The sequence below is a fragment of the Bradyrhizobium sp. LeoB3 genome, from assembly GCF_055456055.1.
This window is the reverse complement of the sequence record NZ_JBVBEF010000002.1, coordinates 219,600-245,808: the sequence shown is the minus strand read 5'-3', so window position 1 is coordinate 245,808 and position 26,209 is coordinate 219,600. Positions and strand designations below refer to the sequence as shown.

The window sequence follows — 26,209 nt, the reverse complement described above, 5'->3', positions numbered from 1 at the left end:
ATGGTTCAGGTGATGTTCGATCCCGCAAGGCCGAGAGCGTTCCTGGCGACCGCCTCGCCCGAGGTGAATTCACTGAGCTCTACCGGCGTCGGCGCGAATTCAACCCGCCGGAACTTGTCCTGATCCTCGAACGGCACCGTGGCGTCGATGCCGAGCTTGGTACGCACGCCCTCTTTGCTGACGCGCACATATTCGTGGCCGCGCGCACCAGGGATCATGAACAGGTCGGCGGACGCTTCCATCCGCGTCGCCACCGCATATTCCACGTCGATGGGATCGCGGATGTCGATATCGTGGTCGACCACGGTGATGAGATCGAGATCCTTCAACGCACCGAATGCGGCCAGGATCGCGTTGCGCTGAAGCCCGTTGTGCTGACGGCTCTGCTTGTGGACCTGGATCACCGCGTGGAAACGATGCAGGCCACCTGACGTCATCTCGACGTCAGTCACGATTGGAATCGCCGACTGCAGCACTTTCAGCAGGCTGGCCTCGAGTACATATTTCCGCAGGATGATGGTCTCGCGTCCGAAGCCGTTGATGACGTGGTAGATCGGCCGCAGCCGATGCGTGACCGCGGTGATCTTCAGGACCGGCGCGTCGGCCGCCGGCGCGGCGAAGCCGACGAACTCGCCGAATGGCCCCTCGGGAGCGACCTCGTCGGCGAGGATCTCACCTTCGAGGACAAACTCGCTCTCCGCCGGCACCAGGATGTCTTGCGACACTGCCTTACCGACCGTGAGCGGACGGCCCGCGAGCCCGCCCGCGACGGCAAGCTCGTCGGCGCTTTCCGGCATCTGCGAACCCATAGTCGCCGCGGTAAAGTGCAGCGCGAGGTCGGTGCCGATGCAGACCGCGACCGGCAGCGACCTGCCCTGCTCCTTGGCGCGCTCGAACGCCAGCCGCAAGTGACGACCGAAGTCGAGCTTGATCGCAACGCGGTCCGGCCCCAAGAGCTGCAGGCGATGGTAGGAGGCGTTGTAGATGCCGGTGAGCGGATCCTCCACCACCACGATGCCGGCGGTGATGTAGCGGCCCGCATCGCCCGGTGCGTGAAACAACGCGGGTATGATCTTCGTAATATCAAAGCCGGTGCGGAGCACCACTTCCTGAACAGGAACTTCTTTCACGAGCTCCGGCTTCAGCGGACCACCGAGGGCGCGCTGCACGAGACCGCGGATGCCCCTGAAATCCAGCCCGAAACCCGCTTCGCAGTTTTCTCTCGAACTCAGGAGATTGCCGACGACCGGAACGTCCGCGCCCTTGACCGACGGAAACAGCAGGACCTGCTTGCCGTCGTGCTTCTTCAACATCGCGGCGAGCTCGAGGTGCGGATCGACCGGCTTTTCATAGGTGAGGATGCGGCCACGTTGCGCCAGACGGGCCAGCGCCGAACGGAAACGCGTATCGAGAACTTCAGGCTGCAAGATCGATCCCATCTAAATTACTAAACAAGAATAGCTAAGCAATAAAGCTAGTCAAGCCTGCTTGATAGGCACGCCGTGCTGAAGATGTGCGCGCCGTACGCGCAGACTTAGTTGGAAGGTCCAAGCGCTCGATCGACAATCGCGTCGATCAGCGAGAGCTGCGCCGCACTCGGCTCGCCTTGGCGCTCTTGCAGCGCAAAATCAATCACGGCTCGCAATGCGCTGATGATGTCCTTACGCTGCAGTGCACGCGACCGCGCCGGCAGCTTCGCAAGCCATTGCGCGAGCGCTTCATTCTGCAACCGTTCGGCGGACAGTTCGGCCGCCTTGATGCTCGACCGCAATTTCTCGGTCTGCTCGTTAGGCGCCGGCGCTGGTCCCGACTTCAACATCGTGCGGAGCGCGCGCAGCGGAAGCACGACCTGCTCACGCCAGTCGCGGCATGCCGCGTCCATAGCCGTGACATCGGATGGCGTCAGCGCAATCCCACGGCGGACGGCGGCGAATGTCGCCATCAACAACACCATGACGTCGACGCCGCATTCGTTCTGCAATGCAAGGCAGGCATCGGCGATGCCCGGCTCGGCATAAAGCTCCAGCGCAAACGCCCAGCTTTCCGCATCGATTGCGCCCGCCGTGGCGCCCCGCTCCGGCCCAGGCGCCTCGCCGCTCAACGCGACTCCTTGGTGTCGGCAGGTGCGAGCCCCTGCCAACGACTGACCACATCGGTCGAGATATCAAAGAGGTCGAGGACGCGGCCGAGCGTATGGTCGACCATCTGCTCGAGGTTCTCGGGGCGTGCATAGAACGCCGGCACCGGCGGATAGACGATGGCGCCGATTTCCGTCGCGGCCACCATCGACCTGAGGTGGCCGAGATGCAGCGGCGCCTCGCGCACCATCAGCACGAGCCGGCGACGCTCTTTGAGGACCACGTCGGCAGCGCGGGTCACCAGCGACGACGTCACGCCGCTGGCGATCTCGGCAAGGCTCCGCATCGAACACGGCGCGATCACCATTCCGAGCGTCTTGAACGAGCCGCTCGAGATCGAGGCGCCGATATTATCAACCTGGTGGACGACATCAGCCAAGGCCGTCACGTCAGAGACCTTGAGGTCGAGCTCCTGGGTCAGCGTGATTTTTGCCGAACGGCTCATCACCAGATGAGTCTCGATCGGCATCGACTTCAACAGTCGCAGCATCCGGACGCCATAAATGGCGCCGGATGCTCCGGTGATGCCGACGATCAGACGCCTCGGCTCGCCCTCAGGCGGGATCGAAATAGTGAATCTCCATCAGAAGGCAGCCGGTCACCGACTTGAACGGTCCATGATAGGCGCCCGGCGGGCGGCAGGCATAGGTATTCGGCTTGAACGACTCGCCGCCATTGCCCTGCTCGTCATTGCCGACGATCAGGTCGCCCGAAAACAGGAACACCTCTTCCCAATATTCGTGCACGAACGGCTTGGTCGTGTAAACGCCCGGCTCGAACCGAAGCAGCCGGGTGCGGCTGCCGCGCTTGTTCACTTCATCCAGGGCGCCCGAGAGGATTTTCTGCTGAATACCGGCCGGATAGCCCGGGGGCGTCTCCCACCCGCTGGACATATCGATGGCGCGAAACTCGTCGTGAAGCTTGTTGATTGCCATTTTTCGACTTTCCTGAAGTTTAGGCGACCGCTCGGGACGATGAAGCCGGTTTTTGGCCATTGGTCAATTCGTCCGTCAGATCGTAGCTCGACAGCATCTTGTCTAGCAACGCCGCCGACTTCTGCCAGTCATAGGTGCGGAAGGCGTGCCCCTTGGTGACGAAGGTCGCACCGGCATAGAACATCTCATATTGCGCGTGCCGCGAGGCGAATTCCGATCCGACCGCATCCCAGGCGAGCTTGTAGAACTTCACCTTGTCCACGGCGCCGACGGCCGGCGACTGCTGGGTCTTGCCGATCAGCTTGGCCAGATCCGGATTGTCGAAATCCTTCACGGAGGACGGCAGCATGATCATGCCGCCGCCGGCAAGCTCGCGCAGCGCGTTGATGATCTTGGCATAGAGCTGCTGCGTCATGGTCTGCGCCCCGTAGAGCATCTGCCGATCCGGCACAAAGTAAACGCCGCGCTGCTGGCCCTTGGTCTCCATCGCGACCATGAACGCTTCCACCATGCTGACCTCGGCGGCGAGCTGGCCGAGCGTCTCCTTGACCTGCGGGAAACCGATGATGCCATTGGTTTCCGCGATACGGTGCGCGATTCCCGCAAGGAAGCGCAACTTGATCGAGAGCCGGATCATGGCCTGGTAGTTCTGGTAGACATGCGCCGGCGTGACGTGGAACTGCTTCTGGCACATCGCGATGTCATCGACGATGAACACCCTGTTCCAGGGCACCTTAACGTCATCGAAATACAGAACCGCATCGTTCTCGTCGAAGCGGCTCGCCAGCGGGCTGTCGAACACCGCGCCCGCCCCGGCCTCGTAGGATTTGCGCGAGAGGATCTTGAGCCCCTTGGTGTTCATCGGGATCGCAAAGGAGATCGCGTATTTTTCATCGCCCGGCTGCAACGGCTGGATGCAGGTGACGAACACCTCATTGGCCATGATCCCGCCGGTCGCCAGCATCTTGGCGCCGCGCACAACGATGCCGTCAGCATCGCGCGACACGATGCCCGCGGTCAGGTAGGGATCGGACTGCCCAGCGGCGCTCTTCGAGCGATCGGCCTGCGGATTGATGATGACGTAGGTCAGATAGAGATCGTTGTCGCGCGCGTAGCGGTAATAATCCGCAAGCGCCTTGGCGCGCTCCTTGTCATAGGCCTCGAAGACCTCGAGCCCCATATACATGCCCGCAATGCACGAGGCGACATGGTCCGGCGCTCGCCCCATGAAGCCGGCATGCAGTTCGGTCCACGCCTCCAGCCCGCGCCGGCGCCTGACCAGCGCCTCATAGCTGCCCGGCAACTCCCAAATGCGATTGGCGCGGGTGCCGGTGTCGGTCTCAAACGTCATGAGCTCGCGATTTTCCGGCGCGCTTTGGAAGTCGAACATCCGACCGACCGAAGCCACGGCGCCGCGAAACGCCGGATGCGTGGTGACATCGGTCACCAGCTCGCCATCAAGATAAACTTCGCGTCCGTCGCGTAGGCTCGCAATGTGCTGTGCGCCAGTCTTGATCATGAAGGCCTCGAGATCTCCTGGATGGATTTACTAGTAGTGCATTGGAAGCGGCCATTCCGGGCTGCTTTCGGTTCCGGCAAGGCTGCGATAGGCCCCGCGAAAGAATATAAGCGGTTCTTTGGGAGGATGGGCGGAAAACCGCACGACCCTCCCGACGAAGATCACATGGTCACCTCCGTCATACTGCGCGTAGGGCACGCATTCGAAATGCGCCAGCGCGCCGGCGATCAGCGGCGCCGACATATGGCCGATCGTGTGCTCCACCGCAGTCCATTTATCGCCGAGCGCCCGGGCGAATTGGTTCGACAGATGCTCCTGATCGTGCCCCAGGATGTTCACGGCATAGCCCTTGGCCTCCGTCATCGCGGCCAGGCTGAAGGCCTTGCGGTCGATCGAGAACAGGATCAGTGGCGGATCGACCGAGACGGAATTGAACGAGCTCATGGTCAGCCCGATCGCACTTCCGTCGGCAGCCTGCGCGGTGATCACGGCAACCCCGGTGGCAAACTGCCCCAACGCCCGGCGGAAGGCACGCGCATCGAGATCTGTGGTTGCGGTCATCAGGAGTCAAAGCCCATAATTAGCTTTATAACAAAGCTATATTATCGAGGTAAAAAGACCGCTGTCAAGCAAGCCGATGCCGATCTTTGCGGCAGCGCAACGCAAGCTGTTCGTGCTTGTGCCAGACGACATATCGCGGCGCAACAGCGAGGAATTCATGCCGAGCAAGACAAGATCCCGGACAGCCAAGACCAATCGGAAGGCACAAAAGCCTGGAATTGAGCCAACGGTCTCGATCCCGCATTTGATGATGGATGGGTCCGACTGGGCCTTTCGGCACTTCATTCACGATGCGCTCGCCTTTTTTACAAGATTGCAGGCGGTACGGAGCCAACTCGGCGCTGTGATCGGTCTGTCCCGAACGCAGTATACGGTGCTGATTGCGGCCGCACATCTGAGCGGCGAGAACAGGAAGATTGGAGTGAACCAGGTCGCCGAACATCTGCACTTCAGCGGCGCCTTCGCCACAATCGAGATCAACAAGCTCGCTGCCGGGGGCCTTGTCCACAAGCACGTCGATTCGGTGGATCGGCGGAGGGTCATCCTGGCAGCGAGCCCGAAGGGCCGAGCATTGCTCAGCGAGTTGGCGGCGGTGCAGCGTCCGGTCAATGACATGCTGTTTCGCGCGTTGTCGGCAACCGACTTCCGGAAAATGCGCAAGCTGATGTCCGGCATGGTCTATGCCGCCGACGAGGCGGCACCCCTGATCGAGAATAGGTTACGCGGCCGCCAGCGGGCGTTGTGGGATCGTGAGGCTTCCTGATTGCCCCCCAGCCCTTGTGGCCCGTTATCCATGTTAGATTGGCGCCTGCCATGTTCTTGCTTCGCAACTAAGCTATTGCCCAAACATATTTGATGCGGCAGGATTTGCGGCAGCTGGTTTGGGAGAGACTAATCAAATGAAACTCGATGTCAGGCGCCTGCTCTGTTTCACCGATCACAAGGAGGTCGAGGCTGGCCAGCGCCACGCCAGGCCGCTGCGCCGTGTCGCCGCGGTCGCGATCATCCAGAACCCCTATGCCGGCCGCTACGTCGAAGACCTGTCCGAAGGGACCGCTGCCAGCGCGGAGATTGGAGCAGTGCTGGCCAAGCTGGCGCTCGAAGCGCTCGGGCCGCACAAGGCCGAAAGCTATGGCAAGGGCGGGGTCGTCGGCCTCGGCGGCGAACTCGAGCACGCCAACGCCTTGCTGACCACCACCTTTGCGACGCCGCTGCGGGAGGCCGTCGGCGGCGCCAAGGCCTGGATCCCCTCCTTCACGAAACTCGCGGCGCCAGGGTGCCTGATCGACGTTCCGTTGGCCCATAAGGACGCCCTTTACGTCCGCTCACACTACGACGGCGTCTCGGTGACGCTGCCGACCGACGCGCCGGCCGCCGACGAAATCGCGCTGATCATCTGCCTCGCCAATCGCGGCCGCCTCAACGCGCGCGTTGGAGGCCTGTCTGCTGACGCCATCGTCGGCGAAGACGGACTACACTAACCCCAGCGACAGGACTCTCCATGCGCACCGCGATCGTCAACATCGGCACCATCGTGACGGGCGACCTTGCCGCTCCCTTTGCCAAGGGCGACGGCATCTTGATCAATGATGGCAGGATCGTCGAGATCGGAACGCTTTCCGCTGACGCGGTCGCAGCTTGCGATGTGGTGATTGATGCCGCGGGAACGACGGCGGTGCCCGGGTTGATCGACAGCCATGTGCACATCACCTTCGGCGATTACACGCCGCGCCAGCGCGTCGTCGGCTATCTCGAAAGCTATCTGCACGGCGGCACGACGACGGCGATCACCGCATCGGAAGTGCATGTGCCTGGCCGACCGAAGGATGCGGCCGGCGTCAAGGCGTTGGCGCTGGCGGCGCGGGCGTGCTTCCTGGATTATCGTCCCGGCGGCGTGCGGGTTCACGCCGGCTCGGTCATTCTCGAGCCCGGCCTCACCGAGGGTGATCTTGAGGAACTCGCAGGGGGCGGCATCTGGCTCGCCAAGGCAGGCTTCGGCGCCTTCGCCACGCCTTTCGACTATGCACCGCTGATGCAGGCGGCGCGACGATTGGGCATGGTGACCACCATGCACACCGGCGGCTCCTCGATCCCCGGCTCGTCAGGGATCTGGGCCGAGCATGTGCTGGCGTCCAATCCGACCGTGTCCTTTCACGTCAATGGCGGTCCGGTGGCGATGCCGGAGGCGGGCTTTGCCCGGCTGGTCAACGAGAGCACCATTGCCTTGCAGCTTTGCACCGCGGGCAACCTGCGCACCGCGCTCCTGACCGCCAAACTGCTCGACGAAGCGGGGCAGCCGGAGCGGCTGTTGATCGCCACCGATACGCCGACCGGAAGCGGCATCATGCCGCTCGGCATGTTCTACACGATCAGCCACCTGGCAAGCCTCGGCGGCATGCCGCCGGAACAGGCAATCGCCGCGGCCACCGGCAACAATGCGCGCGTCTATCGGCTCAACACCGGTCTGCTGCAGCCGGGCAGGGAAGCCGACGTGCTCCTGATCGATGCCTGTGCCGGCGGCTCGCAGGATGACGCGTTGTCGGCATTGCGCAACGGCGACGTTCCCGCGGTATCCGCCGTGTTGACGGCAGGCGTTCCGCGCTTTGTCGGTCGCAGCCGCAATACGCCGGCCGGCATCCGCAACGTACGCGTCGCGGAAAACCGCCTGCCCCGCGACTTCTCAGGCGCCGCGCATTAGACCCGACGCGTTTTCTGCGCAGATAAGTCTACGCAATCTGCGTAAACTTGATTGCTATGCGAACCGGGGTCCACCCTCGGATCAAGTCCGAGGGCATTGCTTCGCTCGAAAACGCTTCTAATTCTCGAAATCCGGCAACCGGTACTTGCTCGCCAACCGGTCGGCAAGGCCTGAGGCGCGATCCCAGTCATAGGTGCGATAGCTGTGGCCGCGGGTGACGAACTGCGCACCGGCGTAGAACATCTCGTATTGCAGATGACGCGAGGCGAATTCCGAGCCGACCGCATCCCAGGTCATTTTCAGCATCTTGACCCGCTGCTCGCCGCTCATCGCCGGCGAGATCTGAGTGAGCGAGATGATGTCGGCCAGTTCCGGATTGGCGAAATCCCGCACCGATGACGGCAGCATCAACAGCGCCCCGCCGGCCAGTTCGCGGATGGTGCTGATGATCTGCGGGTACATTTCCTGCGACTGGACCTGCGCCGCATAGAGCAGATGCTTGTTGGGCAGGAAATATTCGCCGCGCATGGCGCCGCCGGCTTCCATGCCGAACACCATACCCTCGATCAGCGCCGCCTGCGACGCCAGCTTGCCGAGCGTATCGACCACGGGCGGAAAATTGATGGTGCCGATGGTCTGCGCGATGCCGCGCGCCAGGCCGACCAGAAACCGCAGCTTGACCGAAAGCCGGATCTGCGCCTGGTAGTTCTGATAGATATGCGCCGGGGTATCATGGAGTTGTGCCCGGCACATGTCGGTGTTGCGCAGCAGGAAGACGCGTTCCCACGGCACCTTGACGTCGTCGAAGAACACCAGGGCATCATTCTCGTCGTAGCGATAGGCCAGCGGATTGTCGTACTCGCTGACCGCGTGCGCCTCGAACGACTTCCGCGACAGCATTTTCAATCCCTTGGTGCCCATCGGCAGCGCACAGGAAAATGCCAGATGCTCCTCACCCGGCCGGAGCGGCTGGCCGGAGCCCACAAACAGCTCATTGGCCATGATCGCACTGGTGGCAAACAGCTTGGCGCCGCGAATGGTGATGCCGGAAGCGTCCTCGTCGACGATGCGGGCCACCATGTCCTCGGCGCCCTTGCCCTGGCTGCCGAACGCCTTGGAGCGGTCGCCCTGCACGTTGTTGATGACGTAGGTCATGAACAGGTCGCTCTTGCGGGCGTAATCGAACCAGTCGCGAAACGCCTGGGCGCGCTTCGGATCATAATTTTCGAAAACCTCGATGCCCATCATCATGCCGGACATCGAAGACGCGACGTGGTCCGGCGATCGGCCGAGGTAGCCGCAGGACAATTCGGCCCACTCCACCAGCGCCTTCCGGCGCTCGACCAGATCCTCATAGCTCCTGGGGAACTGCCAGGCGCGGCTGATGCGCCGGCCGCCGCCGACGTCGAAAGTCATCCGCTCCAGATTGTCGGGATGCGCCTGATAATCGTACAGCACGCCGGCCGATTCGACGGCATGACGATAGGCAGGATGCGTCGATACATCGGCGACGCGCTCGCCGTCGAGAAAGACCGCCCTGCCGTCCCGCACGCTTGCGACGTGCTCGGCGCCGTTCTTGACCAAACCGCCCGCAGCCGCCCCGGATGATGCCTCGTCCATCGCGATTCCCCAAAAAACATCGAACAAATGGCACCTCGTGCCACCCGATGCAGGATTAGATAGCTAATATCCGAAGCTATTATGGGCTGAATGTCAAGACTGCAATAAATGCTGTGCCCCTCCGGGCACAAGCATTGCAATTACAAGCATTGCAAATGCCATTGGGAGCGTTCAATCTTGCGACGAACCCAATCAATGAGATGATCCCTTGGCCAAGACAGCAGCGCGCGCCATCACCGCCAAACCCGGCGCCGGACGCATCGCCCATCGCACTGCGCTCACAACCTCCCGCCCTGAACTGCTTGTAGACGGCTCCGACCAGCAGTTTCGCAAACTGGTGCACAGCCTGTTCGGATTCCTGGCCCGGCATCAAACCCTGCGCGACGGCCATGCCGCCGTCATCGGTCTTCCCGGGATCGAATACACCACGCTGATCGCGATCCGGCATCTGGCGGCGCAAGGCGACGTCCACGTCAAGACCGTCGCCGACCACCTCCATCTCAGCGGCGCCTTCGTCACCACCGTGACCAACAAGCTGGAAAGCAAGGGCTTGATCGAAAAGGCGGCGCATCAGGGTGACCGCCGACGGCTCTCGCTCAGCGTCACGTCGCGGGGCGTCGAATTGCTCGAGCGGCTGGCGCCGACGCAAATGCAGATCAACGACGTGGAATTTGGCTGCCTGAGCGCGCGGGAGTTCGAGATGTTGCTCGACCTGGTGCAGCGCCTGGTCGAGTCGAGCGACCGCGCTATCGCGCTGCAGCGATACCTGGCCGAAACCAACGTCCAGCCGATCGCCCCGCCATCGCGTAAATCCTCGTCCAAGCCACGGAAGACCGGCAGGGCGTGACAGGTTGCCGCAAACTTGACCGCAGTGCCGAAAAAAATAGCTTCCAAAGAGAACTAATCTACAAAGCTGCGAACTTTTCGTTTGTCAAAAAGCCAAATCTGTTGGAGCATTGGCTACGCGCGGGGCCGCTGGCACGCCGCGTGCATTGCACCCTTCCGAGATCGGCTGCAGCAGGCAGCCATGGTTAACAGCAACGGAAAGAAGTCGATGTTGAAGGTCATATTGAACCCGTCGCGGCTGCTAGGCACCCTCGCCGTGATCTCGCTCAGCGCGGGCAGCGCATTGGCGCAAGCCCCGGAGATCGCGCTTGGCGCAGTCGTGCCGAGCAGCGGCCCATTCGCCGAATGGGGCCGCAGCAACAGCGTCACGCTGAAGATGCTGGAGAAGCAGACCAACGATGCCGGCGGCATCAACGGCGCCAAGTTGAAGATCACCATTCTCGACGACGGCGCCAAGCCGGCCCAGGCGGCGAGCTCGCTGCGCAAACTGGCGGGCGACGAAAAGGTTCTCGCAGTCGCAGGCCCGCTGACCAGCAGCGCCGCCGAAGTGACGTTTCCGGTCGCCAACGAGATGAAGGTGGTCGCAACCTCGCAGGCCTCCTCGAAACCGGGAGTGGCCAAGCTGAACCGCCCGTGGGCGTTCCGCAACACCATCGACGAAGGCGTGCTCGCCAAGACGACGGTGCCCTATTTCAAGAAGGCGTTCAACATCAAGACCGTCGGCATCATCTTCGATGCCAAGGACGCCACCGCAGCGACCGTCGGCAAGGCGATCATGCCCGCCGCGCTGAAGGCGAACGAGATCGCCATCGTCAACGAATCCGACCCGCTGTCCTTCAACACCGGCGATCTCGACGTCAGTGCCCAGGTCACCAAGCTGAAGTCGCTGAACCCGGACGGTGTGGTCGTCAGCGCGGACTATAGCCAGGCCATCACCGTGCTGCGCGAGATGAAGCGCCAGGGCCTGATCAAGCCGGTCGTCGGCGCCACCCAGTTGATTTCGTCGGCGATCCTCAAGGCCGCGCCGGAAATTCCGATCATTGCGCCGGCGACCTTCTTCGCCACCATGAAAGGCGAAGCGGCCGAGAAGTTCGTCGCCAATCTACAGCCGCTGCTGCGCAAGGAGAGCGGCTTGCCGGCCGAGATTGAACCGAGCATGTATGACGCCAACATCTATGAGATCGTCAGCATGTATATCGATGCGATCAAGAAATCCGGTGTGACCGGCAAGCCTGCAGACGTCGAGGCCGATCGCGCCAAGATCCGCGACCATCTTGCCAAGCTGGAGGGCTTCCAGGGCCTCGGCGGACCGATTGGCTTCAACGACGACGGCGATGCGATCAAGGCGTTTTACGTGTTGCAGGGTCAGAACGGCGCCTGGGACACCAAGGTCCGCGGCTGCAGCTCCGCGCCCAACCACGCCGGCTGCTGATCGACGCAGCAGCCATTGCGCGGCCGGGTTCGCCCGGCCGCTCTCATCAACGCTCATCGAACCGACTGAACATTTCATGCTGTGGCAGCAACTCGTGAACGGCCTCACGCTAGGAGCGATCTACACGCTGCTGGCGCTGTCGTTCTCCATCGTGATGGGAATTCTCGGCATCCTCAATCTGGCGATCGCCGAACTCTTCATGATCGGCGGCTATTTCGGATTCACGCTGATCGCCGCAAACTTTCCCCTTCCCGTCGCCGTGCTCGGCGGCATGGCGGGTGCGGCCATTGCCGCCATGGTGATCGAGAGGATTGGCTATCAGCCGTTGCGGGGTACTCCTGTCGTCACGCCGATGCTGAGCACGCTCGGCTTCTCGATCATCCTGCAGAACGTCGCGACAAATTTCTGGGGCTCCGACCCGCTGCAACTGCCTGATGAATATCTCGGGCGGCAGTATACGCTCGGCCCGGTCAATATCGGCCAGATGCAGCTCATCGTTGTCGGCGCCACCATCGTGCTGGTGACGCTGATCGCCTACACCGTGCAGCGAACCACCGTTGGCCGTGCGCTGCGGGCGGTCGCCGAAAACCGCGAAGTGTCGCGCCTGCTCGGCGTCTCGGCGGACCGGCTGACCTTGTTTGCCTTCGCCCTGTCAGGCGCGCTCGCGGGCGTTGCCGGCGTCCTGATCGCGCTGCATTACGGCGCTATCACGCCATATCTTGGCGTCGAAATCGGGCTGAAGGCGGTCGCTGTGATGGTGATCGGCGGCACCACCAACATCTGGGGCGCGCTGCTCGCAGGTCCCCTGATCGGCGTGGTCGAGGTGCTCACGGTGGCTTATGGCGGCTCGCAGGTCCGCGACTTCGTGGTGTACGGCTTCATGATTCTGATTCTTTTGCTGCGCCCACAAGGTCTGCTCGGCGGCGCGCGTTCCGACCAGGGCCAGCGCGTGTGATGTCGACCTATTATGCCAGCCTGTTCGCTGAAGCCGGCATCCTGCTGCTCGGCGCGCTCAGCGTTTACATCATCCTCGCCACCGGCCAATTGTCGCTCGGCAACGCGGCCTTCATGGCGATCGGCGCCTATCTGAGCTCCTACCTCACGGTCGAACTCGGCATGCCGCTCACGCCGGCGCTGACCCTCTCCGCGATCGCGGCCGGCATTATCGGCGTGATCGTGGGCTTCCCCGCCCTGCGGCTGAAAGGCATCTATCTTGCGATGGCCACGCTCGGCTTCGGCGAGATGATGCGCAGCTTCTTCATCAACTTCCCTGCAATGGGTGGGTCCGGCGGCTTTCACGGCATGGCGCACATTTCGGTCGGGTATATCTGGGCATGGGCCGGCGGCATCCTTGTCGTATTGATCCTCGTCGAGCGTTCGCGCGTATGGCTCGAGATGCAGGCCGTGCATGACGACGAGACCGCGGCGGGGCTGGTCGGCCTAAACACCGTGGCGATCAAGGTGGGCGCATTCGGGATCGGCGCGGCTGTTGCCGCGATCTCCGGTGGGCTGTTCGCGCACCATCACGTCTATATCGAACCCGCCAATTTCGGCTTCGAGCGCTCGATCGACTTCGTGCTCGCGACCATCCTCGGCGGCTCCACGCTCGGGCTGGGCTCGCTGATCGGCGCGATATTGCTGGTCTTCCTGCCCGAATTCCTGCGGCCGATCGCGGACTGGCGCCTCGCCGCCTTCGGCACGCTGCTGATCCTGGTGCTCCTGGTGCGTCGCCAGGGCATCGTCGACCGCACGCTGCTGCGTGGGCTCACGTTCAGGAAGGCGGCATCATGAGCGCGCCGCTTCTTCAACTCAGCGAGGTCACAAAGAGCTTCGGCGGCATCCATGCGCTTTCCGCCGTGACCAGCGGCGTGCCTGAGGGCAAGATCGTCGGCATCATCGGTCCCAACGGCGCCGGAAAGACGACGCTGTTCAACGTTATCACCGGGGCCTATCGCGCCGATTCCGGCACGGTTCGCCTGAATGGCACGGCGCTGAATGGGCTGCCTCCCCACCAAATCGCGCGCGAAGGCATTGCGCGAACCTTCCAGAATATCCGCCTGTTTCCCAGCATGACGGTCTGGGAGCATCTGCTCGTTGCGCAGCCGCACCGCGAATCCTGGTGGCGCCGATTGCTGCCGGTCGGCTGGGGCGACCCTGCCGCGCAGGTCCGCGCGGTAGAGGTGATGGAGTTCTTCGGCCTGACGGACTTGCGCGACCGCCCCGCCAAATCGCTGCCTTATGGAATGCAGCGCCGGGTGGAGATGGCGCGTGCCCTCACCGCGCGGCCGAAGCTGTTGCTGCTCGACGAACCCGTGGCCGGCATGAACCATGACGAGGCGGAAGAGATCCGGCAACTGATGCTGAAGCTTCGCGCAACCGGATTGACGATCCTTCTCATCGAGCACGACATGAACTTCGTGATGCGGTTGTGCGATTATCTCTATGTGCTCGATTTCGGCGTGCTGATCGCGGAAGGCGCGCCAAGCGAAGTCCGCACGAATCCTCGCGTCCTCGACGCCTATCTCGGTAAGGACGAATGATACTCTCGGCTCGTGGGCTGCAGGTCCGGTATGGCGCCATCACCGCGGTGCGCGGCGTGGACATCGACGTCGCTGAAGGCGAAATCGTCGCGTTGCTCGGTGCCAATGGCGCGGGCAAGAGCACGATCGCCCGGGCGATCGCCGGCCTCTTAGCGTTCCAGGGCGAGATCGTCTACAAAGACCAAAAGCTCAGGCCGAATGACGCCGAACGCAACGTTCGCCGTGGCATCGTGCTGGTGCCCGAAGGGCGCGGCATCCTCGGACGCATGACGGTCGAGGAGAACCTCGCGATGGGGATCTATACCCGCGCTGACAAGAGCCAGGCGATCGCGGACCTCAAGCGCATGCAGGACCGCTTTCCGATCCTCGGCCAGCGGCGTCACAACGCGGCGAGCCTGCTCAGCGGCGGCGAGCAGCAATTGCTGGCGACCGCGCGCGCTGCTGTCGAAACCGCGCCTGTTGCTGCTGGACGAACCGTCGCTCGGCCTTGCGCCCCAAGCCACGGCTTACCTCTTTGGCGTCATTGCCGAGACCCGCGCCGAAGGACTATCTGTGCTATTGGTTGAGCAAAAGGCGCGTCAGACGTTGAAGGTGGCGGACCGGGCGTACGTGCTCGAGACCGGTCGCGTGGTGGCATCGGGGCCGGCGCAGAAGATGATCGAAGATCCCGCGGTCTCGGATGCCTTCTTGGGAGGACCGGGTTGAATTCAGCCCAGAACTTGAGCCCGGCGCATCTTGAGACCAACGTGCTCGTGATCGGTGCCGGCGGCGCCGGCATGTACGCGGCGCTGGAAGCTGCGCGTGCCGGTGCGTCCGTGATTCTCGCCGATCGCAGCCTGATTGGTCGCGGCGGCGCAACGGTGATGGCGCAAATGACGGTGGCGGCTGCGCTTGGCGAGCAGACGCCCGATCACTGGGAGTACCATCTGGCGGATACGCTCGCGGCAGGCCGCGGACTGTGTGACGAGCGCCTCGCCGCGCTGCTTTGCGAGGACGGGCCGCGGCGGCTGCGCGAGATGGACGACTGGAAGGTGGGCTGGGCGCGGGAGGACGGCCACATCAAGCAGGCTCAGGCGCCAGGCCGTGACCGTCCCCGCTGCGCCTATGTCGATTTTTCTCTCGACGGGTCCCGCGGTCTCCAGGACACTGCGGACCCGACTGAAAAGTGCGAGCGATGTGCGCCTGATCGGCGATCTCGTGATCGTCGATATCGCCATACAGGACGGCGAGGCCTGCGGGGCAGTCGCGTTGCACCTGCCGACCGGTCGCGCGGTGACAATCGCCGCGAAAGCCGTGATCGTCGCAACTGGCGGCCTTACCGGCCTCTATCGCCGCAACAGCGCCTCTGCCAACATGGCCGGCGATGGCTATGCGCTGGCCTTGCGCGCCGGGGCGGAGTTGATCGACATGGAGTTCGTTCAATTCTTCCCGATTGGCCATCTGGCACCGCGTCTGATCGGCATGGATCCGATCATGTGGGATCCGTTCCGCTACAAGCTGGGCGGCAGGCTGCTCAACTCTGAACGCCGGGAATTCGAAACGGCCTACGCGAGCCAGGATTCCCGCAGTGACGGTCGTTACGTCCTGACTCGCGATCTCGCGACCTATGCGATCACCAAGGAGGTCGAGGCCGGTCGCGGCAGCCCGGCGGGCGGCGCCTATCTCAGCTTCCGGCACGTACCCGAGGCGGAGATACGCCGCGCATTCGGACCCGTCGTGGATCGTCTTCTTGCCAACGGTATCGACCTTGCTCGACAGGACGTCGAGGTCGCGCCGATCGCCCACTACACGATGGGCGGGGTTCGGGTCGACGAGACGCTGCAGACGCGCATACCGGGACTTTATGCCGGCGGTGAGGTCGTGGGCGGCGCCAATGGCGCCAACCGGCTGTCCGGCAATGCGATTACCGAAGCGCTGGTCTTTGGCGCGCGCGCCGGTCGCAACGCCGCGGAACGAGCCAAGGCACAAAGCCTGTCCTGGTCAGCAGAGGCGGTTCGCCCCGTGCTTGATCTGCTGCGCAGCGCGACAAGACGAGATGCGCCCAATCCTGCGGCCGCGATTGCCGGGTTGCAGACGGTGATGGCCGACAAGGTTGGTCCTTTCCGAACAGAAGCCAAGCTTCGCTCGGCACTCTCCTCGATCCTGCAGCTCAGCCAGGAGATCGGCAATGTTCCACTTTCGACCGGGGCGCCGTTCGACACGATGATGACTGACTGGCTGGACCTTCGGAACATGCTGCTGGTGGCGCGGTCGGTTACAGAGGCTGCGCTGGTGCGCAGCGAAAGCCGCGGCGCGCATCAACGGGAAGACCAACCGAGGCTGTCGGAGAACTGGTGCGTCAACCAGACCATCAGCCTGTCACAAGGCGATATCAGCCTGCGCAGGATCGCGCCGGCCAATGGAAGGCCCGTGGCATGAACACAACTCTGCGCATTCGGCGCGGCAACGCCGGGGAAACGCCGCGCTTCGAAGAGTTCGACGTCACGTTCGAGCCAGGCCAATCCGTGCTCGATGGCCTTCGCATGGTCCGTCGACTGATCGACCCCACCCTCGCCTATCGGTACTCCTGCATCAACGCCAACGCGTGCAAGGAGTGCATGATGCTCATTGACGGCACAGTCGACTACGCCTGCACGGTGCGCCTCAAACAGGGCGTCATGACGCTGGCGCCGCGGCCGAAGAAAGCGCTGATAAGAGACCTCGTCACCGAAATCGCGCCACCCGACGAGCGTCTATAGCCGCGTTTGAAGCAACAATTTGCGATCATTCCGCGATCATCGCCACTATCGCAAGCGAGATTTCACGGGAATCGGCGGCTCATAGGCTCGGACGGCCGGAGCCGCTCCGACGAACTTCTCGCAATCGACGACAGTGATTTGCCCGCAGCAGCCTTGAGCCAATCGCGACGTGCCGACGTCGCGCGTCAGCACATTGGGATTGCCATGGAGGCAAAGCGGATTCTCCGCGCCATCAGGCGCGGGATCGTACCAGGCGCCAGTCGGCAAATTGACGACGCCCCGCATGACGTCGTCGGTCACCTTAACCGCCGCGAGGCAGGCGCCGCGCGCGTTGAATATCCTGATGACATCGCCGTCGACGATCCCGCGCGGCGCGGCATCGTCCGGATGCATCCGCGCGACTTCCCTGCCCTCGATCTTCCGGGACTGGCTATAGTCACCGAAATCGAGCTGGCCATGAAGTCGCGTCGCCGGCTGATTGGCAACCAACCACAATGGAGCCGTCGCGTCCGGCTGCTCGGTCGAGGCGAGCCAGGTCGGGTGGCCCGGGCAATCGTCATAGCCGTAGCCGGCGATCGTCTTGGAGAATATCTCGATCTTGCCGCTGGGCGTCGGCAGCGGATTTACCTCTGGCTCCGTTCGAAAACGACGCAGGATGCCTCCGTCGTCCGGTTTCGACGGAAGCGCCAGTTCGCCGCGATCCCAAAACTCCTCGAAATCAGGCGCCGCCCAGCCGCGCTCGGCCAGGGCCCGCCGCGTCGGCTCATACAGATGGCGCATCCACTGCGCGGCATCGCGTCCTTCGGCAAAGACTTCTGCGGCGCCAAGGCGTTCGGCGAGATCGCAGAGAATTGCGAAGTCGTCACGTGCTTCACCGATGGGCGGCGCAATCTTGCGCATCGCGATCAAGCGCGGATCGGTCGCCGCCGCGCCGATATCATCGCGCTCCAGCGTCATCGTCGCAGGCAGCACAATGTCGGCGGACCGTGCCATCGCGGTCCAGGCGAGTTCATGGACCACGATCGTATCGGGGCGCGCGAATGCCTGACGCAGACGATGAATATCCTGATGATGATGGAACGGGTTGCCGCCCACCCAATAGACGAGCTTGATGTCGGGATAATGCAGCTCGCCGCCGTTATATGCGAATGGCGCGCCCGGATTCAGCAGCATGTCGGAAATCCGCGCCACCGGAATGAACTCGCGAACCGAGTTGGTGCCTTGTGGCATCGTCGGAATCGGCACGGCGTTGACACGGCGGCCGGTGTGCCCCATCGCGCCGAGCGCATAATTGTAGCCGCCGCCGGGCAGGCCGATCTGACCGACCATTGCGGCAAGAACCGCGGCGGCCCACACCGGCTGCTCGCCATATTGCGAGCGCTGCAGCGCGTGGGCCACGGCAATGAGGCTGCGGCCATGCACAAGGGAGCGCGCGATATCCCTGATCGTGTCGGCCGCAATTCCGCTGATTGCGGCAGCCCAATCGGCATGCTTGGGCTGTCCGTCGCGGTCACCGCGAAGATAGCGCGCGAACACGTCGAAGCCGGTCGTGTAGCGGTCGACAAACGCACGGTCGCAAAGATTTTCCGCGAGCAAGGTGTGCGCCATCGCGAGCATCACGGCAACGTCGGTGCCCGGACGAATCGGAATCCACTCGGCCCTGGCCTCGGGCGGGAAATCGTCGCGCAACGGGCTGATCGAGATGAACCGCGTGCCTCGCTTGACCGCCTCGCGCATGGCGTCGGGCTCGACGTGCCGGCTCAGCCCGCCGCTGGCGATCATCGAGTTCTTGATCGGCATGCCGCCAAACGCGAGCACGACATCGGTGTGGGTGCGCACCTGATCCCAGGTGACGTTGCGGCGCGAAAGCGCCTCGAACGGCCCCATCACATGCGGCAAAATGACTGCCGATGCGCCCGCGCTGTAGCTGTTGACCGAACGCACATAGCCCCCGCAAACCAGGTTGAGAAAGCGGTGGATCTGGCTTTGCGCATGATGAAAACGGCCCGCGCTCGCCCAACCGTACGAGCCTCCATAGATTGCCCGCGGGCCGAAATTGCCGCGAACGCGCGCGAGTTCGCCGGCGAGCAAATCGAGCGCGGTATCCCATCCGCATTCGACAAAATCGTCGCCGATCTCGCGCCGCTGCGGGCCTGGCCCATGCTCGAGCCAGTTGCGGCGGACCATCGGCTTGAGGATACGCGCCTTGTGGCGCAAGGCACCTTTGAAGTTGCCGAGGATCGGCGATGGCGCAGGATCGCCGCCGTAAGGCAGGATCGCGACATCCTGACCATCCCAGCGCGCCGAAAACGCTCCCCAATGCGCACTGTGCGTCGCGAAGGCCTCGTTTTGATCGGTCGCGTTGGAATGCGTCATGCGAGGTTGCCCCGTCTATCAATCGCCTCAAGAGTTACAGCAACGATGCCTCGATAACGAACGGCCCGCGCTGTCGAAGCGCAGCATCGAACACTTCAGCGAAACGCTGAACGGTCGTTACGCGTTCCGCTGCCACACCCATGCCGCCGGCAAGCTTGACCCAATCGATCTCGGGATCCTCGATGTCGAGCATGCGGCGAGCATTCTGGCCCGGGTTAGCGACGCCAACCTTGCGCATTTCCCCGTGGAGGATTGCATAGCCCCGGTTGGCAAAGATGATGGTGACGATGTCGAGTTTCTCGCGCGCTTGCGTCCACAGCCCCTGAAGCGTGTAGAGACCGCTGCCGTCAGCCTGAAGCGACACGACCTTGCGCCCCGGACAGGCGATCGCGGCGCCCGCCGCCATCGGCACTCCGATGCCGATGGCGCCGCCCGTAATCTGGAGATAGTCGTGCGCGGGCGCGTTGTAGGACAGCTCGTAGAAGCCGGAAGACGTGATCGCCTCGTCGCACACGATCGCGTTCTTCGGCAGCTTCGCGGCAACCAGGCGATTGATCATTTCTGCGGTCAGTGGTCCGTCGGCCTGGAGCGACACTTCCGCCGCCGGCGGGTGGCTCGTATGCAAACCTGCTGCCGATTTGGCGCCGACAGCTTCCGCAAGATGGGCGAGAATTCCCTTCAGATCGTGACCGAGCCCACCGAGTTCGACCACGCTGCACCCCTCAGGTGCGAGGCGACCCGACTGGGTCGGGTAGCCAAAGAACGTGACCGGCTCCTTGGCGCCGATCAGCACGATCATATCGAGCCCTGCCAATGCGGCACGACCCGGCTCCCAGGCGAAGGATATCTTCTCGATCGGCGCCCGACCGCGCCCGCGCTCGATGCGCCCGTTGACGCCCTGTGCAAACAGCCGCGCGCCGGTCTTGGCGCAAATCCTTTCGGCATCGGCAAGCGCATCGGCGCGCAAAGCCTGCCCAGACAACATCAGCGCCGCCTTGCAACCGCGGCGCAAACGATCGACGACCGCCTTGAACTTGTCCGGATCGACTTCGTGCCGCGGCGGCGGCGAACGCCTGGCGAGCGGAGCCCCGGCTGATCGCTCCGACCAGGCCATATCCGCCGGCAAGATCAGCGTCGCGATGCCGTTCGCCAAGCTTGCGTCCCAGGCATCCGCGACATCCTGCTCGATCGACGCGGCGCTGCCGATCCGGCGCACGAACGCCGACATCGGCCGGGCGAGCGTTTCGATGTCGCTCGTCAGCGGCGCGTCGAGCGGAAGATGCGCGGTCGAATGCTCGCCGACGATATTGATGATCGGCGTGCCGGCGCGCCTGGCGTTGTGCAGGTTGGCGAGCCCGTTCGCCAGACCGGGGCCGAGATGCAGCAGGGTCGCCGCGGGCCGGTCCGTCATCCGGCCATAGCCATCGGCGGCTCCGGTGACGACGCCCTCGAACAGCCCAAGCACGCATCGCATGTCCTGCCGACGATCGAGCGCGGCGACAAAGTGCATCTCCGACGTGCCCGGATTGGCGAAGCAGGTATCGACGCCAAGCGCGAGCAGCGCGTCGCAGAGATGATCCGCACCAGTTTTCATGTCATTGCGCCCCGTGTTTCCCGTTCGCAAGCACCTAGGCGAAACATACGTTGGCCGACGGCTCGTGAGGCCTGCCGAACAACGAACGCCCAGGAATGGCCTCGAGCAGCTCGCGGGTGTGAGCGTGCTGCGGCGCGCCGAATACCGATTGCGTCTCACCCTGCTCGACGATTTCACCGCGCCGCATCACGACGATCCTGTCGGCGATCTCCGATGCGACACGCAGGTCATGCGTGATGAACAGCATTGCGAGGTTCATTTCTTCGCGCAGCTCGGCCAATAGCTCCAGAATGTGCTGTTGCACGGAAACGTCGAGCGCCGAAACCGCCTCGTCCGCGACCAGCACCAGCGGCTTCAACGCGATGGCGCGCGCGATACAGATGCGTTGGCGTTGGCCACCGGAGAATTCATGAGGATAGCGTTCGTATGCGCTCTCCTTCAGCCCTACCCGCGCCAACAATCGCTTTGCGTCCGCAATCGCCTCGACGGAGGGCGTTCCATAGGTCATCGGACCGCGCGCGATGGCTTCGCCGACCTTTTGCCGTGGATCGAGCGCCGCAAAGGGATCCTGAAAGACGATCTGCACCTTGCGGCGCATCGCGCGCAACTGCGCGCCTTTCAATTTAAGAAAATCCACCCCATCGAAATCAATCGAGCCAGTGTCGGGCTCGATGAGCCGCATGACCATGCGCGCGAGTGTCGATTTGCCCGATCCGGACTCCCCGACGATGGCGACCGTCTCGCGTGGTCGCAGCGTGAGCGCGACGTCCTGCACGGCAGGCACTCGCCGCACCGGCCTGAACGCGCCCTGACGCGACGCGAATACCTTGTTGAGACCGCGGGCTTCCAACAATGGATCGCTGCCCAGCGCCTGGCTGTGCGTCGTTGGGGGGCGCCCGCCCGGCACTGCCGCAATGAGCGCCTTGGTGTAGTCATTCTTGGGGGCGCGAAGCACCTCATCGACCGTGCCCTGCTCGACCACGCAGCCGTTGCGCATGACGACGACACGGTCGGCTATGTCGGCGACAACGCCAAAGTCGTGCGTGATGAACAGGACGCCCATTCCCCGCTCGGCCTGCAACTTCCGGATCAAGCCGAGGATTTGCTTTTGCGTGGTGACGTCGAGTGCGGTGGTCGGCTCGTCGGCGAGCAGCAGTGCCGGCTCGTTTGCCATCGCGATCGCGATCATGATGCGTTGGCGCTGACCGCCGGAGAGCTGGAATGGATAGCTGCGGGCGAGCGCCGGAGGATCGGGCAGGCCGACCGCCGCGATCAATTCGACGACCCGCGAGTCCAGCTCGGAACGGTACAGCTTCGCGCCGGCGTGCGTGACGATGGCTTCCGCGATCTGCTGACCGACACGCGTCAGCGGATTGAGCGCGCTGAGCGGCTCCTGGAAGATCATGGATATCGGGCCGCCCCGCAGCGCCCGCATTGCCCCTTCATCCGCTGTCGCGAGGTCCGTATCCTTGAAACGGATGGCACCGCCGGCGACGTGAAGAGCCGGCGGCAACAGCCTGAGCACGGCGTGCGCGGTGATCGACTTACCCGAGCCGGACTCGCCGACCAGGCAAACGATCTCGTTGCGGCGCACGGCGAGCGAGACGTTTTCCACCGCGAACTGCCGGTCGCCGCCTCTGGGCAACGCAACGGACAGATTTTCGATTGCAAGCAGCGGTTCGTCCGTCATGCACCTCGCGCCTTCCGCGACAGTCTCGGGTTCAGGGTATCGTTCAGTCCTTCGCCAACGAGGTTGATCGCCAGCACGGTGAGGAAGATGGCTACACCGGGGAACACGCTCATCCACCACGCCTGGCGCATCACCGAACGGGACGCGCCGATCATGAATCCCCACGACATCAGATTGGGGTCACCGAGCCCCATGAAGCTCAGCGCACTTTCGATCAGGATCGAACTGGCGATCATCAACGAGCCGGTCACGATGATCGGCGACACCGCGTTCGGCAGGATATGGCGCAACACCACCGACATCGGTGGCTGCCCCTGACAGACCGCGGCCTGCACGAACTCCCGGCTCCGCAGCCGCAGAAACTCGGCGCGCGTCAGCCGGGCGAGCTGCGGCCAGCTCACAGCGCCGATCGCGAGGATCACGTTGGTCAGTGAAGGCCCGAGCGTCGCCACCAGCAGGATGGCAAGAATGAAGCCAGGAATCGTCTGGAACAACTCGACGAAGCGCATCAGGATGTCGTCGACGCGGCCGCCGAAATAGCCGGCAACGGCTCCCACGGTGACGCCGATCGCGAGCGCGGCAAGTGTCGACGAGACGCCTATGAGAAGCGAGACCCGCGCGCCATAGGCGATGCAGGCGGCGACGTCGCGGCCGAGCATGTCGGAACCGAGCCACGTCTCGCCGTCGAACGGCGGCTGGAACGGCGCGGCCACCATATCCCAGGGATCGACGGGAAACAGGGTCGGCGCCACGATGGCCAGCACAACGACTCCGGTCAGGATGACCAGTCCGATGACGCCGGCCGGATGCCGAAGAAAGGATGCCAGGTTCTTCACGGCCGCCTCACCTCACACTTCGTACGGAGATGCGCGGATCCACCATGCGATAGACCGCCTCGGTGAGCAGGTTCAGCCCGATCACCACAATCGACATGACCAGGAAGATGCCTTGCATGACCGGATAGTCGCGCTGCAGCACGGCGTCATAGATCAGCCGCCCCAGGCCGGGCCAGGCGAACACGGTCTCGACGACAACCGCGCCGCCAACCACCGCGCCGGCCTGCATTCCGGCGACCGTGATAACGGGCAGGATCGCATTGCGAAGCAGATGGTGCATCACGATCCGGGACTCGGTCACGCCCTTGGCGCGCGCCGTCTTGATGAAATCCTGCTGCTTGACCTCGATGATCGAGGAACGCATCAGCCTGGCGTAGATCGCGAGATAGACAGCGGCCAGTGACAAGGTCGGCAGGACCATATGCGAGGCAATGTCCGCGATGCGCTGCCACGGCGTCATCTCGACGCCGACGGTCACGTAGCCGAATGGCGGAAGCCAATTGAGCTGCACGGAAAACAACAGCACGAGCATCAGGCCAAGCCAAAACACCGGCAAGGCATAGAGCAGCAGCGAGACGATCGTAAAGAACGTGTCGGACCATTTTCCCGCACGTGTGCCGGCTATCGTTCCTAACGCCGTACCGAAGACCAGGGACAGGATGAACGCCGTACCCGTGAGCAGCAAGGTCGCGGGCAGCCGCTCCAGCAGCAGCGACAACACGGCCCGCTGTTGCCGATAGGAATAACCGAGATCAAGCGTCAGCGTCTTCTTCAGGGAGCTCGCCAGTTGCACCAGGTACGGCTGATCGAGGCCATAGGCCGATCGTATCTGGCGGAGCAATGTTTCGTCGGCAGCACCGCTTTGTCCTGCGATCACCTGCGCCGGGTCGCCGGGCGCCGCGTGAACGAGAATAAAGTTGAAGGTCGCGATGACCAGAATCACGCCGATGATCTTCACCGCTCCGTAGGCGATGCCCAGCACGTAGGCCGACAAGCGGCCTCCGTACCGGGTGATGGCGACGACGCTCATTCGAACCGGACCGCGCCGAAGGTTTCGTGAACGCCGATGGCGGTCGTGGTCACATTCTTGAGCTTCTTGTCGGTAAACGTCGGAAAGTCCTGTTCGAGCAGCCACACGATCGGCACATCCTCGACCAGAGCCTTCTGCACCGCGCTGTACAGTTCCTGCCGCTTCTCGTCCGGCGAAGCGGTCGCAGCTTCCTCGAAAAGACGATCGACTTCCGGATTTGAATATCCGGCCGTGTTGGAGAACATGATGCCCTTGCGGATGTTCGACGAAATGTAGGTGCGCGATACGCCGATAGCGGGATCTCCGAGTTGATAGACGAGATTCGTCGTCATCGAATACTCCCCGTTGCTGACCTTCTGGATCCAGCCCGCGACATCGGTGCCTTCAAACTGCAGGTCGATTCCGACCCGCAGCAGCGACTGGCGCAAGAACTCTGCGACGCGACGATAGAGCTCGCCCGATGGCGTGACCAGGAACGGAACGGTGATCCGCTTGCCATCGGCGCCCGGCTTCAATCCCATCTCGTCGAGAAGAGCTTTTGCCTTGTCCGGTGAGTATTCGTACTGCTTTACGTTCTTGTCGTAGAACCGGGTCTTCGACGAGATCGGACCAGTCGCAACCTTGCCGAGACCGAAGTAGACACGCTGGAGCAGAGCCTTGCGGTCTATGGCGTACATCACCGCCTGACGGAAGCGCTTGTCATTCATCGGCGCGATGCGATTGTTCAGCTCGAGCCACAGATGTGGCGCGAAGTACTCATATCCCTTTGTCGTCATGTCGAGATGGGGCAGCTTGGTGAGGCGAGCCACATCGTACTGCTCGATGTCGCTCCACTGCGTCAGCTTGACGGTCCCCTGCTCGAGCACGACCGAACGCGCCGCTGCGTCCGGAATGACGCGGTAGATAATCTCGTCGATATGAGGTTCACCGGCGCGATAATAGCCCTCGTGCTTCACCAAGTGAATGTGCGACCCCCGCACCCATTCCTTCAGCTTGAAGGGACCGCAGCCGATCGCCTTGTCATTCGCAGGATTGGTCTTGAAGTCGGTGCCTTCGTAGATGTGCTTGGGCAGGATCGGCGCCGTGGTGCAATCGAATGCTCCGAGGAACGGAGAAAACGGCGACTTGAGCTTGAAGACGACCGTCAGCGGATCGGGAGCTTCGGCGCTATCGATGCGGGTGAATATCGGCCGGGCCCGCGCGTGGGTCTCGGGCAGGATCTTGGTCATCGAGAAGATGACGTCGTCGGCCGTCAGCGGCTTGCCGTCGTGGAAGGTGATGTTCGGAAACAGCTTGAACGTATAGGTCAACCCGTCGGGAGAGACGCTCCAGGATTGCGCCAGGCCGGGGATCGGTTTCAGGTCAAAGTCGTAGCGAAGCAGGCTCTCGTAGATCTTGCCGCAGATCGTCAGCGTCGGCTGGAGCTGGCTGATCGCGGAGACCAGCATGGCCGGCTCCGGATGGATAATGGTGCTGAGCGTGCCGCCGCGCGTCTGCCCCGCGGCACGGTGCAAGCCGAGCGGGATCCCCGCGACGCTGGCCATTCCCGCGGCCAGTCCCAACTTGCCGAATTCACGCCTGTTCATTCCCATGATATCCCCCCTTCCTGTTGACATGGCTCTCTGGACGAGACGCGCCGGCCGCAGATGCGGCGGC

24 protein-coding genes and 1 pseudogene are annotated in these 26,209 nt (G+C 63.2%); 12 read left to right on the top strand and 13 right to left on the bottom strand.

Translation table 11 applies throughout. The features are described 5' to 3' along the window. Window positions 1-5: 5 nt before the first annotated feature. The 6 genes from ACZXDY_RS03850 to ACZXDY_RS03825 all read right to left on the bottom strand — a co-directional run bounded on the left by ACZXDY_RS03850 (window position 6) and on the right by ACZXDY_RS03825 (window position 5,153). Window positions 6-1,427 (bottom strand): UbiD family decarboxylase, encoded by a 1,422-nt coding sequence (locus ACZXDY_RS03850; RefSeq protein ID WP_464344559.1) that lies wholly within the window; start codon window positions 1,425-1,427, stop codon window positions 6-8. A 107-nt stretch (window positions 1,428-1,534) separates the two neighbouring features. Further along, on the bottom strand, window positions 1,535-2,101 hold the full coding sequence (locus tag ACZXDY_RS03845; RefSeq protein ID WP_464344558.1) for a TIGR02444 family protein: 567 nt from the start codon (window positions 2,099-2,101) through the stop codon (window positions 1,535-1,537). Further along, window positions 2,098-2,703, bottom strand: a complete 606-nt coding sequence (locus tag ACZXDY_RS03840; protein WP_130224206.1) for a UbiX family flavin prenyltransferase — start codon at window positions 2,701-2,703, stop codon at window positions 2,098-2,100. The genes ACZXDY_RS03845 and ACZXDY_RS03840 overlap by 4 nt, the downstream gene beginning before the upstream one ends. Further along, window positions 2,693-3,073, bottom strand: a complete 381-nt coding sequence (locus ACZXDY_RS03835; RefSeq protein ID WP_454630646.1) for a cupin — start codon at window positions 3,071-3,073, stop codon at window positions 2,693-2,695. Before ACZXDY_RS03835 ends, ACZXDY_RS03840 begins: the two co-directional genes overlap by 11 nt. Window positions 3,074-3,092: 19 nt before the next feature. Next, window positions 3,093-4,592 (bottom strand): 4-hydroxyphenylacetate 3-hydroxylase family protein, encoded by a 1,500-nt coding sequence (locus ACZXDY_RS03830; protein WP_464344557.1) that lies wholly within the window; start codon window positions 4,590-4,592, stop codon window positions 3,093-3,095. 30 nt (window positions 4,593-4,622) lie between these two features. Next, entirely contained in the window at window positions 4,623-5,153 is a 531-nt protein-coding gene (locus tag ACZXDY_RS03825) for a flavin reductase family protein (RefSeq protein WP_028162052.1), read from the bottom strand. Between the two features lie 76 nt (window positions 5,154-5,229). On the opposite strand from ACZXDY_RS03825, the gene ACZXDY_RS03820 reads away from it, so the two are divergent. The 3 genes from ACZXDY_RS03820 to ACZXDY_RS03810 all read left to right on the top strand — a co-directional run bounded on the left by ACZXDY_RS03820 (window position 5,230) and on the right by ACZXDY_RS03810 (window position 7,851). Then, window positions 5,230-5,916, top strand: a complete 687-nt coding sequence (locus ACZXDY_RS03820; protein ID WP_464344556.1) for a MarR family winged helix-turn-helix transcriptional regulator — start codon at window positions 5,230-5,232, stop codon at window positions 5,914-5,916. Between the two features lie 136 nt (window positions 5,917-6,052). Next, window positions 6,053-6,634 carry an amino acid synthesis family protein gene (locus ACZXDY_RS03815; protein WP_208819678.1) on the top strand — a complete coding sequence of 194 codons (582 nt, stop codon included), beginning with the start codon at window positions 6,053-6,055 and terminating at the stop codon, window positions 6,632-6,634. A 20-nt stretch (window positions 6,635-6,654) separates the two neighbouring features. Further along, window positions 6,655-7,851 (top strand): amidohydrolase family protein, encoded by a 1,197-nt coding sequence (locus ACZXDY_RS03810; protein WP_464344555.1) that lies wholly within the window; start codon window positions 6,655-6,657, stop codon window positions 7,849-7,851. A gap of 117 nt (window positions 7,852-7,968) precedes the next feature. On the opposite strand, the gene ACZXDY_RS03805 is transcribed toward ACZXDY_RS03810, so the two are convergent. Next, complete coding sequence (locus ACZXDY_RS03805; RefSeq protein WP_464344554.1) at window positions 7,969-9,471, bottom strand: 4-hydroxyphenylacetate 3-hydroxylase family protein; 1,503 nt, start codon at window positions 9,469-9,471, stop codon at window positions 7,969-7,971. 208 nt (window positions 9,472-9,679) lie between these two features. On the opposite strand from ACZXDY_RS03805, the gene ACZXDY_RS03800 reads away from it, so the two are divergent. From ACZXDY_RS03800 to ACZXDY_RS03760, 9 genes and pseudogenes are all read left to right on the top strand, one after another. Next, the gene (locus ACZXDY_RS03800) at window positions 9,680-10,318 is read left to right on the top strand and encodes a MarR family winged helix-turn-helix transcriptional regulator (protein ID WP_464344553.1); all 639 of its coding nucleotides are present in this window, start codon (window positions 9,680-9,682) and stop codon (window positions 10,316-10,318) included. Between the two features lie 180 nt (window positions 10,319-10,498). Beyond that, window positions 10,499-11,749, top strand: a complete 1,251-nt coding sequence (locus tag ACZXDY_RS03795) for an ABC transporter substrate-binding protein (RefSeq protein ID WP_464344552.1) — start codon at window positions 10,499-10,501, stop codon at window positions 11,747-11,749. Between the two features lie 76 nt (window positions 11,750-11,825). Beyond that, on the top strand, window positions 11,826-12,704 hold the full coding sequence (locus tag ACZXDY_RS03790) for a branched-chain amino acid ABC transporter permease (RefSeq protein WP_028162045.1): 879 nt from the start codon (window positions 11,826-11,828) through the stop codon (window positions 12,702-12,704). Continuing rightward, window positions 12,704-13,540, top strand: coding sequence for a branched-chain amino acid ABC transporter permease (locus ACZXDY_RS03785; RefSeq protein WP_456641130.1), 837 nt, complete (start codon window positions 12,704-12,706; stop codon window positions 13,538-13,540). The genes ACZXDY_RS03790 and ACZXDY_RS03785 overlap by 1 nt, the downstream gene beginning before the upstream one ends. Further along, entirely contained in the window at window positions 13,537-14,289 is a 753-nt protein-coding gene (locus ACZXDY_RS03780) for an ABC transporter ATP-binding protein (RefSeq protein WP_028162043.1), read from the top strand. The genes ACZXDY_RS03785 and ACZXDY_RS03780 overlap by 4 nt, the downstream gene beginning before the upstream one ends. A 56-nt stretch (window positions 14,290-14,345) precedes the next feature. Next, window positions 14,346-14,855: an ATP-binding cassette domain-containing protein gene (locus ACZXDY_RS03775; protein ID WP_464344551.1), complete on the top strand. Its 510-nt coding sequence runs from the start codon at window positions 14,346-14,348 to the stop codon at window positions 14,853-14,855. A 210-nt stretch (window positions 14,856-15,065) separates the two neighbouring features. Then, window positions 15,066-16,131, top strand: a pseudogene (locus ACZXDY_RS03770) (FAD-binding protein); the annotation flags it as partial. A 237-nt stretch (window positions 16,132-16,368) separates the two neighbouring features. Further along, window positions 16,369-16,707 (top strand): hypothetical protein, encoded by a 339-nt coding sequence (locus tag ACZXDY_RS03765; protein ID WP_464344607.1) that lies wholly within the window; start codon window positions 16,369-16,371, stop codon window positions 16,705-16,707. Beyond that, window positions 16,704-17,027 carry a 2Fe-2S iron-sulfur cluster-binding protein gene (locus ACZXDY_RS03760; RefSeq protein ID WP_464344550.1) on the top strand — a complete coding sequence of 108 codons (324 nt, stop codon included), beginning with the start codon at window positions 16,704-16,706 and terminating at the stop codon, window positions 17,025-17,027. The genes ACZXDY_RS03765 and ACZXDY_RS03760 overlap by 4 nt, the downstream gene beginning before the upstream one ends. A gap of 45 nt (window positions 17,028-17,072) precedes the next feature. Here the strand turns inward: ACZXDY_RS03760 and ACZXDY_RS03755 are convergent, their stop codons facing one another. From ACZXDY_RS03755 to ACZXDY_RS03730, 6 genes are read right to left on the bottom strand one after another with little or no spacing between them, the layout of a single operon-like run. After that, complete coding sequence (locus ACZXDY_RS03755) at window positions 17,073-19,403, bottom strand: molybdopterin guanine dinucleotide-containing S/N-oxide reductase (protein ID WP_464344549.1); 2,331 nt, start codon at window positions 19,401-19,403, stop codon at window positions 17,073-17,075. Window positions 19,404-19,437: 34 nt separating this feature from the next. After that, window positions 19,438-20,997, bottom strand: a complete 1,560-nt coding sequence (locus ACZXDY_RS03750) for an acetolactate synthase large subunit (RefSeq protein WP_464344548.1) — start codon at window positions 20,995-20,997, stop codon at window positions 19,438-19,440. A gap of 34 nt (window positions 20,998-21,031) precedes the next feature. Further along, window positions 21,032-22,687, bottom strand: a complete 1,656-nt coding sequence (locus tag ACZXDY_RS03745) for an ABC transporter ATP-binding protein (RefSeq protein WP_464344547.1) — start codon at window positions 22,685-22,687, stop codon at window positions 21,032-21,034. Further along, window positions 22,684-23,523, bottom strand: a complete 840-nt coding sequence (locus ACZXDY_RS03740) for an ABC transporter permease (RefSeq protein ID WP_464344546.1) — start codon at window positions 23,521-23,523, stop codon at window positions 22,684-22,686. Before ACZXDY_RS03740 ends, ACZXDY_RS03745 begins: the two co-directional genes overlap by 4 nt. A gap of 7 nt (window positions 23,524-23,530) precedes the next feature. Next, the gene (locus ACZXDY_RS03735; protein ID WP_464344545.1) at window positions 23,531-24,553 is read right to left on the bottom strand and encodes an ABC transporter permease; all 1,023 of its coding nucleotides are present in this window, start codon (window positions 24,551-24,553) and stop codon (window positions 23,531-23,533) included. Then, window positions 24,550-26,139, bottom strand: coding sequence for an ABC transporter substrate-binding protein (locus ACZXDY_RS03730; protein ID WP_464344544.1), 1,590 nt, complete (start codon window positions 26,137-26,139; stop codon window positions 24,550-24,552). Before ACZXDY_RS03730 ends, ACZXDY_RS03735 begins: the two co-directional genes overlap by 4 nt. Window positions 26,140-26,209: the final 70 nt, after the last annotated feature.

Coding starts and splice junctions, on each gene's coding strand:
- ACZXDY_RS03765 (WP_464344607.1), top strand. CDS start 16,369: ATGGCCGACAAGGTTGGTCCTTTCCGAACAGAAGCCAAGCTTCGCTCG.
- ACZXDY_RS03745 (WP_464344547.1), bottom strand. CDS start 22,687: ATGACGGACGAACCGCTGCTTGCAATCGAAAATCTGTCCGTTGCGTTG.
- ACZXDY_RS03835 (WP_454630646.1), bottom strand. CDS start 3,073: ATGGCAATCAACAAGCTTCACGACGAGTTTCGCGCCATCGATATGTCC.
- ACZXDY_RS03735 (WP_464344545.1), bottom strand. CDS start 24,553: ATGAGCGTCGTCGCCATCACCCGGTACGGAGGCCGCTTGTCGGCCTAC.
- ACZXDY_RS03780 (WP_028162043.1), top strand. CDS start 13,537: ATGAGCGCGCCGCTTCTTCAACTCAGCGAGGTCACAAAGAGCTTCGGC.
- ACZXDY_RS03760 (WP_464344550.1), top strand. CDS start 16,704: ATGAACACAACTCTGCGCATTCGGCGCGGCAACGCCGGGGAAACGCCG.
- ACZXDY_RS03820 (WP_464344556.1), top strand. CDS start 5,230: ATGCCGATCTTTGCGGCAGCGCAACGCAAGCTGTTCGTGCTTGTGCCA.
- ACZXDY_RS03750 (WP_464344548.1), bottom strand. CDS start 20,997: ATGAAAACTGGTGCGGATCATCTCTGCGACGCGCTGCTCGCGCTTGGC.
- ACZXDY_RS03795 (WP_464344552.1), top strand. CDS start 10,499: ATGGTTAACAGCAACGGAAAGAAGTCGATGTTGAAGGTCATATTGAAC.
- ACZXDY_RS03810 (WP_464344555.1), top strand. CDS start 6,655: ATGCGCACCGCGATCGTCAACATCGGCACCATCGTGACGGGCGACCTT.
- ACZXDY_RS03805 (WP_464344554.1), bottom strand. CDS start 9,471: ATGGACGAGGCATCATCCGGGGCGGCTGCGGGCGGTTTGGTCAAGAAC.
- ACZXDY_RS03755 (WP_464344549.1), bottom strand. CDS start 19,403: ATGACGCATTCCAACGCGACCGATCAAAACGAGGCCTTCGCGACGCAC.
- ACZXDY_RS03830 (WP_464344557.1), bottom strand. CDS start 4,592: ATGATCAAGACTGGCGCACAGCACATTGCGAGCCTACGCGACGGACGC.
- ACZXDY_RS03825 (WP_028162052.1), bottom strand. CDS start 5,153: ATGACCGCAACCACAGATCTCGATGCGCGTGCCTTCCGCCGGGCGTTG.
- ACZXDY_RS03815 (WP_208819678.1), top strand. CDS start 6,053: ATGAAACTCGATGTCAGGCGCCTGCTCTGTTTCACCGATCACAAGGAG.
- ACZXDY_RS03790 (WP_028162045.1), top strand. CDS start 11,826: ATGCTGTGGCAGCAACTCGTGAACGGCCTCACGCTAGGAGCGATCTAC.
- ACZXDY_RS03730 (WP_464344544.1), bottom strand. CDS start 26,139: ATGAACAGGCGTGAATTCGGCAAGTTGGGACTGGCCGCGGGAATGGCC.
- ACZXDY_RS03785 (WP_456641130.1), top strand. CDS start 12,704: ATGTCGACCTATTATGCCAGCCTGTTCGCTGAAGCCGGCATCCTGCTG.